Source organism: Nitrospirillum amazonense, assembly GCF_007828035.1.
Lineage (GTDB): Bacteria > Pseudomonadota > Alphaproteobacteria > Azospirillales > Azospirillaceae > Nitrospirillum > Nitrospirillum amazonense.
This window is the reverse complement of record NZ_VITV01000009.1, coordinates 149,364-162,473: the sequence shown is the minus strand read 5'-3', so window position 1 is coordinate 162,473 and position 13,110 is coordinate 149,364. Positions and strand designations below refer to the sequence as shown.

Sequence of the window (13,110 nt, the reverse complement as noted above, 5' to 3'; positions counted from 1 at the left end):
CCCCTATTCGTACCGCAGCGCCAGCACCGGGCGGGCGCGGGCGATCAGGATGGTCTGGCCGGCCACGGTCGCCGCGGCGATGGCCAGGGCCAAGGCGGTGGGGCCCAGGAAGGTCCAGGGGCCGATGTCCACGTGGTAGGCGAAGCCGGCCAGCCAGCGGCGCAGGAACAAATAGGCCGGCAGCCAGGCCAGCGCGCTGGCCAGCAGCACCGGCTTGGCGAACTGCCACAGCAGCAGGCGCAGGATGTCGGCCAATGAGGCGCCGTAGACCTTGCGCACCCCGATCTCCTTGGTCCGCCGCTCCGCCGTCACGGCCGACAGGCCATAGATGCCGGCGCAGGCCATGCCCAGGTTGATCAGGCTGAACAGGGTGATCATCTGGGTCTCATGCCGGATCAGGCTGGTCAGCGAGTTCAGGTGATCGTCGAAGAAATAGCGGTCGCTGGGCGACAGCTCCCCCATGCGGCGCCAAAGGGCGTCGATCGCGGCCAGCGTCCGGGTGCGGTCGCCCGGTGACAGCTTCACGTACATCAGCTCATATCCGCCGGGGTCGCTGACGAAAAAGGTGGGGGCGATCTTGTCCTGCAGCGACCCCATGGGGAAGTCGGGCACCACCGCCGCCACCTGCACGTCACCGTCCACGCCCGGCAGGTGCAGCGCCTGGCCGATGGCGTCCTCCGGCATGTCGTTGCCCAGGGCCCGCGCGGCCGTTTCGTTGATCACCACCTTGTGGCGCACGGTGCTAGGGCGTTTGGGGTCCGGCAGTTGCCCGGCCAGGGCCGGCAGGTGGAACACGGGCAGGAAGCCGGGGTCGGCTGCCACGCGGTTCAGGCGGACGGCGTGGCCGTCGTTCAGCGTGGCCGTCACCAGGGGGCGGCTGCGCTCCAGGCTTTCCATGCCGGTGCAGCCCACGCCCTTCACCCCGTCGATGTGCTGCAGGCCGACGCGGATGGATTCCGGGCAGTTGGCGTCCAGGATCAGGATGTCGGCGGTGTCGTAGGAGACGCGATCACGGGTCAGCAGCTGCTGCTGGCGATAGGTGACCGAGGCCCCCACCAGCAGCATGACCAGCAGCATGAACTGCCCCATCATCAGCACCTGCCGCACCCGGGCGGTCCGGTCCACCACCGGTGCCGCCGTGCCCGGCCCGCCGCCTTTCAGGATGGCAACCGGCCGGTGCGCCGCCAACACCAGGGCGGGGTAGAACCCCGCCAGCAGCGTGACGCCTGCGCCCAGGCCGGCGACGATGGCCGCCACCTCGGGCGAGGCGGCGTCCAGCGATAGTCGCGCGTCCAGGAAACGGTTGGCCGGGGGGATGGCCAGTTCGGTCAGCGACAGGGCGATGACCATGGCGATGCCCACCAGGATCAGCGTTTCCAGCATGAACTGGATCACCAGGTCGCGCCGCCGCGCGCCGCCCATCTTGCGCACCCCCACCTCCACGGCGCGGCGGGTGGCCCGGGCCGTGGCCATGTTGATGAAGTTGATGCAGGGGATCAGCAGGGTCAGCAGGGCGATGCCGCCGATCATGTACATGCGGTTTAGCCGGTCGGGGTTCAGACCGGCGTGCAGCTGCAGGCTGGTCATGGGTACCAGCTGCGGCGACTGCCCGCCCGCATGACCCGCCCCCCAATGCCGGGCGGCTAGTTCGTCCAGTGTTCGTTGCGCCGCCACTGGGTCGGCGCCGTCGCGCAGGCGGACATAGGTATAGACGTCGCCCGTCGTCCGCGCCGCCGTCTGATCGCCATCCGTCCGTGACCCATCGATACGAGACTGGGGCGCGCTGAAGGGCGAATAGGGCGAGGCAGCGGACGCCAGGATCATCACCTCCCGCATATGGCTGCGGAAGGGCAGGTCCTTCAGCACGGCGCGCACGCGCAGCGTGGTGCGCTCGTCCAGCTCGATGCGCTTGCCCAGGGGCGATTCGGGCCCGAACAGCTTGCGTGCCATGGTCTGCGTCAGGGCCACCGCGCCCGGGTCGGCCAGGCTTTCCTTCAGGTCGCCCTCCACCGCCGGCAGGCGCATGATGTCGGCGAAGGCAGGATCGACCCAGGTGACGAACTCGCGGAAGGCCGCGCCGCCGTGCCGGATCTTGCGGGCGTCGTCCAGCAGGCGGGCGGCCGCCTCCACCTCCGGCGCCTCCGCCACCAGCGTGGCGGCCAGGTCGGGCGGGGTGCGCCAGCGCACCAGGGGGCCCGGCTCCTGGTCCTCGTCCACCGGCGCCAGCACGCTGTCCACCAGGTAGAGCTGGGCATGGTCGGGCAGGAAGGTGTCGTAGGCCATCTGGTCGCGGATCAGCAGGGCCATCAGCAGGCTGGCCGTCAGCCCGACCACCAGCCCCGCCAGGCTGATGACGATGTCGGCCTTCACCTGCCGCAAGGACCGCATGGCCTGGCTTGCCGCAATGTACAGCATGGTCGCTTCCCTGTTCCCCACCCCGTTTGCGGGGCCGTCGCGCCCGCAAGCAAAGGGCGGACCACCGCTTAAGCCCTTGGGATCGCTTGACGCCGGGGCCTTGGGGCGCTGTCCGGAACCGCGCCTTGTCCGTTTCCGGACAGCCTGGTTGCCCGCTTCCGGACAATGATGCCGCGTGCCCTTCGCCTGCGCTACAGTGGCGGCGACGCCGCCGCTCCGGGCGGTACCTGACGGCGGGCCCATCCCTTGACCCTGGAACAGTTGCGCATCTTCGTGGCGGTGGCGGAACGTCAGCACGTGACCCAGGCGGCGCGCGCCCTGAATCTGGCGCAATCGGCGGCCAGCGCCGCCGTCGCGGCGCTGGAGGATCGCTACCAGACGGCCCTGTTCAACCGCGTGGGCCGCGGCATCACCCTGACGGAGGCCGGCCGCCTGTTCCTGGCGGAGGCAAAGGCCGTGCTGGCCCGGGCCGACATGGCCGAACGGGCGCTGGCCGAACTGTCGGGCCTGCAGCGCGGGCAGTTGCGCGTGCAGGCCAGCCAGACCATCGCCAGCTATTGGCTGCCGCGCCACCTGGTGACCTTCCGCGATCGGCATCCGGGCGTGGACCTGGACCTCACCATCGGCAACACGGCGCAGGTGGCGGCCGCCGTGCTGGATGGCACAGCCGACCTGGGCTTCGTCGAGGGCGCGGTGGACAGTCCCGACCTGTCCGCCCATCAGGTGGCGCTGGACCAGCTGGTGGTGGTGGTCGCCCCGCATCATCCCTGGGCCTTCCGTGAGACGGTGGCGCCGTCCGACCTGCCTGAGACGCCTTGGATCATGCGGGAACAGGGCTCGGGCACCCGCTCCGCCTTCCTGGCGGCCCTGGCGGCCCTGGGTGTGGATACCGCCCGGTTGCGCATCGCGCTGGAACTGCCCTCGAACGAGGCGGTACGGGCGGCGGTGGAGGCAGGCGGCGGCGCGGCCGCGCTGTCGGCCTCCGTCGCCAGCGGCAGCATCGAGGTGGGGCTGCTGCATCCCGTGCCGCTGGCCTTGGCCCCGCGCGCCTTTACTTTGGTGCGTCATGCCGATCGTGGGCTAAGCCGCGCGGCTAGCGCCTTTCTAGACGAAATGGGCCGCCGGGACTTGGCTTAAGCGATAGAAGCCGGCGGTTGAAACCCTGTTCACTCAAATGAACTTCTTTTGACTGTCCTGGCCGGGTCTTGACCTGGCGCAGGGCCTGTTCGATTGAAGGCAGACAAGGATAAGCGCGCCTTTTGGTTGCCAGGCCGGCCGGCGCGCGGTTGAGGAGGAAACCCGTGATCATATCGCCGCAACGGTTCGCATTGGGGGTCCGCATCGGGCGGACGCCAGGGCTGTAAGAGCATCTGCACAATTTATGGGCGATAAACGGCGGGCGGTTGCCTGCGCATTGGGCGCCCATGCTTTTGCGTCCTTGGCGGAACGCATATTTCCTGGGCAGTTCCTAGCCTAGGCCGAGTTGGCGTGGCTCTTGCTCAACCAATCAGTCGGGCCTACCGATGGGGAAGGGGTTTATGGCGAAAGCAGACGGTCCATTCAATGAAATGGGCATGTCGGATGAGGTGCGCGGCCCGTATGCGGACATCGAACGATGGCTGCGCGAAATGCCGTCCGACAAACTGGAACTGAAGCGCCGCGAGGCGGAGACGCTGTTCCGGCGCGTGGGCATCACCTTCGCGGTGTACACGGAAGGCGGGGATCCGGAACGGTTGATCCCCTTCGACATCATTCCCCGCGTGCTGGCGCGGGCCGAATGGGACAGGCTGTCGCTGGGCCTGCACCAGCGGGTGAAGGCGCTGAACGCCTTCCTGGCCGATGTCTACGGCGAACGCCACATCCTGCGCGCGGGCAAGGTGCCGGAGCGCATGGTGCTGGGGAACGAAAGCTTCCGGCCCGAGATGCAGGGCTTCCTGCCCCCCGCCGGCGCTTACACCCATGTGGCCGGCATCGATATCGTCCGACTGGATGCGGACAATTTCTATGTGCTGGAAGACAATTGCCGCACTCCGTCCGGCGTCTCCTATATGCTGGAGAACCGCGAGGCCATGCTGCGCCTGCTGCCCGACCTCTGCGGCATGCACAAGCTGGCGCCCGTCTCCCATTATCCGGAAGACCTGCTGGACACGCTGAAGTCGGTTGCGCCGCCCGCCTGCCGCGACGCGCCGACCGTGGCGGTGCTGACGCCCGGGTCTTACAACAGCGCCTATTACGAACACTCGTTCCTGGCCGATGAGATGGGCGTGGAACTGGTGGAGGGCGGCGACCTGTTCGTGGACGAGGGCTTCGTCTACATGCGCACCACCCAGGGGCCGAAGCGGGTGGACGTGCTGTACCGCCGCATCGACGATGATTACCTGGACCCGCGGACCTTCCGGCCCGACAGCGCCTTGGGCGTTCCCGGCCTGTTCGCGGCCTACCGCGCCGGCCGGGTCACCCTGGCCAACGCCGTCGGCACCGGCATCGCGGACGACAAGGCGATCTATCCTTTCGTTCCCGAAATGATCCGCTTCTACCTTGGGGAAGAACCCATCCTGTTGAACGTCCCCACCTATCTCTGCGAACGGGACGACGACCGCAAGTACGTGCTGGAGCATCTGCACGAACTGGTGGTGAAGGAGACGCGCGGGTCTGGCGGCTACGGCATGCTGATCGGGCCGCAGTCCACCGCCGCCGACCGCGCGGTGTTCGCCGACCGCATCAAGGCGCGGCCGGCCGACTACATCGCCCAGCCGACGCTGGCGCTGTCCACCTGCCCCACCTTCGTCGAGCAGGGGATCGCCCCCCGCCATGTCGACCTGCGGCCTTTCGTACTGAGCGGGCGGGAGATCCGGGTGGTGCCCGGCGGGCTCACCCGCGTGGCCCTGCGCGAGGGCTCCCTGGTGGTGAATTCCAGCCAGGGCGGCGGCACCAAAGACACCTGGGTACTGGAGCGCTGACGAATGCTGAGCCGTACCGCAGACGGACTGTTCTGGCTGGCCCGCTATATGGAACGGGCGGCCAGCGTCGCGCGCCTGGTGCAGGTGGGCAACCGCATGTCCAACATGTCGCTGTCCCTGGACAATCCGGGCAACGAATGGCGCTCCACCCTGGTGGCGGCGGGGACGGAGCCGGGCTACCTCGCCAAGCATGGGGAGATCGTGCCTTCCCTGGTGTTGGACTACCTGGTGCTGGACCCGGAAAACCCGTCCAGCATCGTGTCCTGCATCGAAACCGCCCGCCGCAACGGCCGGGCGGTGCGCACCGCCCTGACCGTGGACACGTGGGAGGCGCTGAACGAGACCTGGCAGCAGACCCGGGCCCTGAAGGCCGACCGCCTGGCGGCGGACAGCCTTCCCGGGCTGATGGACTGGGTGGTCCAGCGTTCCCTGCTGTTCTGCGGCAGCTACGCCAACACCATGCTGCGCAACGACGGCTATCTGTTCACCCATCTGGGCACGCTGCTGGAACGGGCGGACAACACCGCCCGCATCCTGGACGTCAAGTATCATGTCCTGCTGCCGGATCATGAGGGCGTGGGCGGGGTGCTGGATTATTATCAGTGGCAGAGCATCCTGCGGGCTGTCTCCGCCCTGCGCAGCTATCACTGGGTCTATCATGACCGGCTGAAGCCCTGGCTGATCGCGGAGTTGCTGATCCTGCGGCCGGAAATGCCCCGGTCCCTGGTGGCTTGCCTGGCCCATGTGGTGGACCTGCTGGAGGCCCTGGCCGTGCGCTATGGCGGCCAGCGGGGCGAGTGCCACCGCCTGGCGGGCGAGATCCACGCCAGGCTGCGCTATGGCCGGGTGGAGGACATCTTCCAGTTCGGCCTGCACGAATACGTGACGCAGTTCATCGACGACATGTTGCGCCTGGGGCAGGAGATCAGCGGCTTCTATCTCAACGTCCGCTGAACTGCCGCGATGGATCCGGACGCCGGGGACCTAACCCGGGGCCGGATCCATTCGTTGCGTTTCCGGGCGGTTGCCAATACTTAACGTGCGCACCCCTGGTGGTGGCGGCCGGTTTCGCGGTATGACGGGGCATGGGGATAGGGCCCTGTCCGTGAAGGCGCCCATCCCCCACTTGAGGAAGAAAGCCGCCCGTCAAGGGCGGCGTCCCGCATGTCGAGGCCTGAAGATGACCTATTGCGTCGCCCTGTTCCTGAAGGCTGGGCTGGTGATGCTCTCCGACACCCGCACCAACGCGGGTGTCGACAACATCTCCACCTTTTGCAAGATGCACCGGTTCGAAACCCCGGGTGAGCGCTGCATGGTCCTGCTGACGGCGGGCAACCTGTCCATCAGCCAGTCGGTGGTGAACCGCCTGCAGGAAGGCGTTTCCATCGGCGACGCCGATCCGGAAACGCTGGCCACCGTCCCGTCCATGTTCCGCGCCGCGCAGCTGGTCGGTGCCGCCATCCGCGATGTCTATAACAGCGACGGCCTGGCCATGAAGGCGCAGGGCGTGGGCTTCGACGCGTCCTTCCTGCTGGGGGGGCAGATCCGGGGCCGGGGCATGCGCCTGTTCCAGATTTATTCGCCCGGCAACTTTATCGAGGCGACGCCCGAAACGCCCTACTTGCAGATTGGGGAGCACAAGTACGGCAAGCCCATCCTGGATCGTGTCGTCTCTTTCGACACGCCGGTGCAGGACGGGGTGAAGCTGGTGCTGGTCTCCATGGACAGCACCCTGCGCAGCAACCTGTCTGTCGGCATGCCCATCGACCTCGCGGTCTACCATCGCGATGACCTGCAACTGCGCATCCACCGCCGCATCACCGAGACCGACAGCTATTTCCAGCATGTGCGCGACCATTGGTCCAACGCCCTGCGCCAAAGCTACGGCACCCTGCCCACGGCGGACGAATGGTGGGCGGGTGAGCGCCAGGGATAAGGCGCCGCGGGCCTATACCAAGCTGCGGTGAGTCCAACCCAACGCGGTTTGGTATTACCCTTCGTTCCTTTTCAGCAGCGGCTTCAGCACGGCGGCCACTGCGGCCAGGCTGGCGGGCAAGGCCGCCACCAGGGCGGCGATTTCGGGCCGGCACTCATCCGCATCGCCGGCGCGCGCGCAGGCCTGGATGCGGGTGGCCATTGCCTGCATCTGGCGCAACCCCATATCGCCCGCCGTGGCGATAAGGGTGTGGGCGGCCCTGGCCATGGCGTCGGTGTCGCTGGTGGCCGCCAGGGTCTCCAGCGACGCCACCCGTGCCTCGCATTCGTTCACCGATGACATGACTAGGTCGGCCAGGGTGTCGGTGTCCAACAGCTCCGCCAACTGGCGCAGGGGGGCCGGATCCAGCACCGGTGGACCGGCCGCCGGTGCTGACGGAACCGGCGCCGGTGAAGTCGATACCGGGCGCGGTACTGGGGTTGAAGCGGCGGGAATGGCCGCTTCCACACTGTCCTTGATCGGCCCGCCCGCCGCCACCCAGCGCGCCACGGTGGTGGCCAGGTTGGGCAGGGCGAAAGGTTTGGCGATATAGTCGTCCATGCCGGCGGCCAGATATTCCTCGCGCATGCCGGCCATGGCGTTGGCCGTCATGGCGATGACGGGGGTGCGCGGCCGCCCTGTCCTTTCCTGGATGTCGCGGATGTGCTGGGTGGCCTGTACCCCATCCATCTCCGGCATCTGTATGTCCATCAGCACGGCGTGGAAGGTCTCGCGCCCGTAAAGATCCAGGGCCGTGCGGGCGTCGCCGGCCAGGGTGACACGATAGCCCAGCTTCTCCAGCATGGTTCGGGCGACCGTCTGATTGATGAAGTTGTCGTCCACCACCAGCAGCCGGGCGCCGTTGCCGGTGGGCAGGCCGGGCCGGATGGGTTTGGTCGATCGGCTGGGGCGCGAGGGCGAAGCCGGTTGCGATCCCTGTATCGGGGGCAGGGCCTGCGCCTTGGGCATATCCTTGGCGCGCGCCGGCGGCAGGCGCACGGTGAAGGCGAAGGTGCTGCCCTGATTCAGCGTGCTATCCAGGGTGATGGCCCCACCCATGAGCGCCACCAGCCGCTGGGAAATGGCCAAGCCCAGGCCCGACCCGCCGAAGCGGCGGGAGATGGAGGTGTCGGCCTGCCCGAACTTGCGGAACAGCTGCGCCTGGGCTGGCGCACTGATGCCGATGCCAGTGTCGCGCACGGCAAAGTGCAGCGGCACCAGGCCGTCCTTGGCGATGCCCACCTCCACCTCCAGCGTGACCGATCCCCTCTCCGTGAACTTCACGGCGTTGCCCACCAGGTTCAGCAGGACCTGGCGCAGGCGGAACGGGTCGCCCCGGTAAAGGCCGGGGGCGCCCCCCACCACCATCGTTTCCAGCCGGATGCCCTTGTCGCGGGCGCGGGGCTCCAGGATGGCCAGCACGCCGGCGGTGACGTCGGATAGGGCGAAGGGCACCTCCTCCAGCTCCACCCGCCCCGCTTCCAGCTTCGAGATGTCCAGTATGTCGTTGATGATGGACAGCAGGGCGTCGGCGCTGTCGCGGATGATGGCGGCGTAAGTCGCCTGGTCGGCGGTCAGCGGGCTATCCAGCAGCAGCTGCACCATGCCCATGACCCCGTTCATGGGCGTACGGATCTCATGGCTCATGTTGGCCAGGAAGTCCGACTTGGCGGCGTTGGCCGCCTCGGCGGCGCGGCGGGCTGCGTCCAGCTCCTCCGCCAGGGTGCGCAGTTCGCGCGCCTGTGCCGCCAGGCGGTCGCGCGCGTCGATCAGGTCGCTGACCTGCCGCCGTTGCAGCGTCATGTCCATATAGCTGACGACGAAACCGCCGCCAGGCATGGGGATGGCCCGCGCCTCCAGCGTGCTGCCATCGGCCTGTGTCAGCTCATAGGTCATGGGTTCCGGTGATCGCACCCCCGCCAGCGGGTCGGCGGCGCCATCCTTCAGCAAGGGCTCGACCTCCCCCAGGGGCAGGCCAGGCGGGCAGTCATCTGCCTTCAGCCCCATCAGGTCCAGGAAATGGCGGTTGCGGATGGACAGGCGCAGCTGGGCGTCGAAGGCGACGATGCCTTGGTCGATGGATTCCAGGATGGTGGTCAGCAGCCTGTCGCGTTCCTGCAGATGCTGGCGCGCCTCCACCAAGGGCGTGATGTTGCGTCCCACCCCGCGAAAACCGCGAAAGCGACCATCGGGCGCATAATAGGGCCGGCCGGAGATTTCCACGTGTCGGACTTGGCCGTCCGGTCCGGGCACGGAATAAGTGAAGTCGCGGAAGGGGGTGCGGGTGTTGAGGAAGCCTTCGTAGGTCACCCAGTGAGCGGCGTCGGCATCGGCCGACAGCTCGCGCCGGGTGCGGCCCAGCAGCTGGGTCATGTCGATGCCCACGAACTGCACCCCGTCGGAGATGTAGGTCAGGCGGTGGGTCTCGTCCGTTTCCCAGTACCAGTCGGTCGACACCTCCGTCAGGTCGCGGAAACGCTCCTCCCGCGCCACCAGTTCCTGCTCCTGCCGGGCGACGGCGTCGGCCATGGCGTTGAAGGCTTGGGCTACGGCCTCCAGCTCCGGCCCGCTGCCGGGGCTGTCGATGTGGATGGCGCGGTCGCCGGCGGCGATGCGCTGCGCCGCGTCGCCCAGGGCGCGCAGCCAGCGCAGGACCGACAGCTCCAGCCCCGCCACCCCCAGGGCGAAGGCCAGCAGGGTGACGGCCAGAACCACCACCAGGTTGCGGCGGAAATCGATGTTGGCGGCGGCCAGCACTTCGGCCTTGGACAGGCCGACGGCCACGCGGGCACCGGTATCCCCCACGCTGGCGATGCCGAACAGCCGGCCCTCGCCATGCAAATCGACCGTGTCCGCGTTGCCGTCCGGCGTGGCCAGCATGGCGCCGATCAAGGGCGAGCGACGATCGCCATCCCCCACCTCGGCACCGGCTTCCGGGTATCGCGCCAGGATATGGCCGTGGCGGTCCACGGCCAGGAACACGGCGTGCCGCTTCTCCACCAGCTGCCGGCCCATGTCCTCCAGCCATTGCAGGCTGATGGCGGTGCTGGCCACCCGGGCGACGTCGCCCTTGGGGGTGGCCTGCATCTGCGCCACCACCATCACCGGCTGGCCGGAGGTGCGGCCGATCAGGAAATCGCTGATGGTGGGCTGGCCGGTCTTGATCAGGGTCTGGAAATAGTCGCGATCGCCAAAGCTCTGGAAGGGGGGGCCGGAGGAAGAGCAGAAGGCCTGGCCGTCCGGTCCCATCAGGTTGACGTTGGTGATCCAGGGATGGGCCGCCTTCATCAGCCGCGCGTCCTGCACACACTCCTCAAGCGGCAGGCGCGCGCTTTCGCCGGCCAGGGTGTCCGCGATATGGCGGGCCTGGGCGATCAACATCGCCTGCTGCCCCGCCACCGCGTGTGCCAGGCCCAGCGCCTGGGCCTGGGCGCCGGCAACGGCTTCCGACCGCCGGGCGCCGTAGTCGGCGATGGACAGGGCCGTGAGGGGCGCCACCACCACCAGCAGCAGGATTTGCAGCCGGGCGCGCAGGCCTTTGCCGTGCAGCTTCAGGTAGTGGGCTGGCAAGCCGTTGTGCCTTTCCGGCTAGAGCGGATCGCGGAAAAGCGGAATCGCTTTGCAGCGTGAATCCGCTCGTTGAACAAGCACTTAGAGCCGAGTGCGTTTTTGGTTAAACGCATTCGGCTCTAAACGTCAGGGTCGCGCCATCATAGCGAAAGCCACTGGGAAATACAGGCACAGCCGCAAGACAGGATCGTTGCAGATCCGATTTTTCAATAAATTAGAGGTGGCACGCGCGGTCAGCCTTCAGGCCGCCTGCACCTTGCGCGCCCGGGGCACGGTGATGGAGATGTAGAACTGGGTGCCGGCCTTGTCGAAGGCCATCTCCGCCCCGATCTGGCGGCACAGCGCCTGGACCACGGTCATGCCGATACCGGCCAGGCGGGCGGCCCCCATGTCGGTGGGCAATTGACCGCTGGGGTCGTCGATGATGCAGGACAGCCGGTTGTCCACCACCGCCAGGGTCAGCTGCACGGGGCTGTACAGCTCGTCCGACCGGCGCAAGGTAGGGGTCAGCATCTCATTCAGGATCAGCGCCAGCGCGACCCCCGTCTCCACCGGCAGCAGCACGGGCGTGCTGGTCACCTGCACCCGGTCCAGGGCACCGTATTCCGCCGCCACCTCACGGCAGAAGGCGGGCAGCAGGGCGCCGAACTCCACCTCGTCCACCGTTTCGGCCTGCAGCATGCGCTTGTGGACCTCATTGATCGCCAGCACGCGGGTGCGGGCCTCCGCCAGGGCGCGTTCGGCTTGCGGGTCCTTGGTGTCATGGGTCTGCAACTGCAGCAGGGTGCCGATCATGGACAGGCCGTTGCCCACGCGGTGGTTGATCTCGCGCAGCAGGCGGCCCTTTTCGTCCAGCATGTCCTGCAACTGCTGGCGCATGCGGCTTTCGCGATCCGCCTCCGTCATGGCGCCGCTGGACAGGCGCCAGACCAGGCCACCGGCCACCAGGCAGATGACGACGCTGCCGGCCACGAACAGCAGGCGCAGGGTGTTGACCCGGCCTTGCCGCTGCACCAGCAGCGCCTGCTCGGTGCCGTCGATGATGGCCACCTGCTCCCGCACCTCGGCCATTAGGGACTCGCCCCGTTCCAGCGTTATGGTGTCAGGGGGCGATCCGGCGGGGGCCTGCATCAGCACCTGCAGCGCATCCAGCCGCGCATTGGCCAGGGCCGTCAGGGTGGATGCGCGCCGCACCTGATCCGGGTTGTCGCTGAGCAGGGTGGTCAGCGCCAGCAACTGGTTGGTGGTGTCGTCGCGGTAGCCCTGGAAGCGGTCCCGCGCCTCTGGTGCGTGGACCAGCAGGTACAGGCGCTGGGCCGATTCCGCCGACAGGATGTGGCTCAGCACCAGGGTCGCCGTGGTGCGGACCTGATGGCTGTGGTTCACCCACCTCTCGCTGCTCACCACCTCCGCGAAGATGGATTGCATGATCAACAGCAGGGCGACGATGCCACCCAGGGCCGCCAGCCCCGCCAGTCGCACCCGCTGTCGCAGCAGCATGTCCACGGCTTACGCCCTCATCAAACCCGGCACCCTCACGAAACCGCGACGCGCCAACCGCCCATAAAAAAACCCTCCGCGTTTCGCAACGCGGATGGGGCAAACCAGATGGGGAACATGACGCAGTTTTCCCCTGCTGGCGATCTTGCCTTTGGCGTATGCCCCTTTAGGGACGCGCTAAGGGGTTCGGCAGGGGGATCGCCGTGGTGGATTTGATCCGTTCCATGGCGAAGCTGGAACTGACGTCGGTGAGCTTGGTCACCTTGATCAGGCGCTTGTACACCCGGTCGTAATGGGGAATGTCGGCCACCAGCACCTTCAGCAGGTAATCGACGTCGCCGCTCATGCGGTAGAACTCCACGATTTCGGGAATGTCCGCCACGCCCCGGGCGAACGTCTCCAGCCAATCCTCGTCATGCTGGTTGGTCCGGATGGCGACGAACACGGTGATGCCGCAGCCCAGCAGGTCGGCGTCCAGCAGGGCGACGCGGCGGCGGATAATGCCCGCCTCCTCCAACTGCTTGACCCGGCGCCAGCAGGCGTTAGCCGACAGGGCCACGGTGTCGGCCAACTGGGCGATGGACAGCGAGGCGTCCTCTTGCAGTAACTGCAGAAGCCGGATGTCGATTTTGTCAAGATGATCCATAGAATCGCCATTTCATGGGATGAATTCACCATACGCGCCGACAA

At 67.6% G+C, this 13,110-nt stretch carries 8 protein-coding genes; 4 read left to right on the top strand and 4 right to left on the bottom strand.

Features of this window, described 5'->3' with window-relative positions; genetic code table 11:
• Positions 1-3 precede the first annotated feature (3 nt).
• Positions 4-2,415 carry an ABC transporter permease gene (locus FBZ87_RS22505; protein ID WP_186454915.1) on the bottom strand — a complete coding sequence of 804 codons (2,412 nt, stop codon included), beginning with the start codon at positions 2,413-2,415 and terminating at the stop codon, positions 4-6.
• Between the two features lie 246 nt (positions 2,416-2,661).
• Between FBZ87_RS22505 and FBZ87_RS22500 the strand changes: the two genes are divergently transcribed.
• The 4 genes from FBZ87_RS22500 (at position 2,662) to FBZ87_RS22485 (ending at position 7,311) form a co-directional block, all read left to right on the top strand.
• The gene (locus FBZ87_RS22500; protein ID WP_145612834.1) at positions 2,662-3,552 is read left to right on the top strand and encodes a LysR family transcriptional regulator; all 891 of its coding nucleotides are present in this window, start codon (positions 2,662-2,664) and stop codon (positions 3,550-3,552) included.
• A gap of 401 nt (positions 3,553-3,953) precedes the next feature.
• Entirely contained in the window at positions 3,954-5,375 is a 1,422-nt protein-coding gene (locus FBZ87_RS22495; RefSeq protein ID WP_211107087.1) for a circularly permuted type 2 ATP-grasp protein, read from the top strand.
• A 3-nt stretch (positions 5,376-5,378) separates the two neighbouring features.
• Positions 5,379-6,329, top strand: coding sequence for an alpha-E domain-containing protein (locus FBZ87_RS22490; protein ID WP_145612833.1), 951 nt, complete (start codon positions 5,379-5,381; stop codon positions 6,327-6,329).
• Between the two features lie 226 nt (positions 6,330-6,555).
• Complete coding sequence (locus tag FBZ87_RS22485; RefSeq protein ID WP_145612832.1) at positions 6,556-7,311, top strand: proteasome-type protease; 756 nt, start codon at positions 6,556-6,558, stop codon at positions 7,309-7,311.
• Positions 7,312-7,365: 54 nt separating this feature from the next.
• Here FBZ87_RS22485 and FBZ87_RS22480 read toward each other — a convergent pair whose 3' ends face one another.
• The 3 genes from FBZ87_RS22480 to FBZ87_RS22470 all read right to left on the bottom strand — a co-directional run bounded on the left by FBZ87_RS22480 (position 7,366) and on the right by FBZ87_RS22470 (position 13,066).
• Complete coding sequence (locus tag FBZ87_RS22480) at positions 7,366-10,920, bottom strand: response regulator (RefSeq protein WP_145612831.1); 3,555 nt, start codon at positions 10,918-10,920, stop codon at positions 7,366-7,368.
• Between the two features lie 240 nt (positions 10,921-11,160).
• On the bottom strand, positions 11,161-12,420 hold the full coding sequence (locus FBZ87_RS22475) for a sensor histidine kinase (RefSeq protein WP_246134542.1): 1,260 nt from the start codon (positions 12,418-12,420) through the stop codon (positions 11,161-11,163).
• Positions 12,421-12,586: 166 nt separating this feature from the next.
• On the bottom strand, positions 12,587-13,066 hold the full coding sequence (locus tag FBZ87_RS22470) for an Lrp/AsnC family transcriptional regulator (protein WP_145612829.1): 480 nt from the start codon (positions 13,064-13,066) through the stop codon (positions 12,587-12,589).
• Positions 13,067-13,110: the final 44 nt, after the last annotated feature.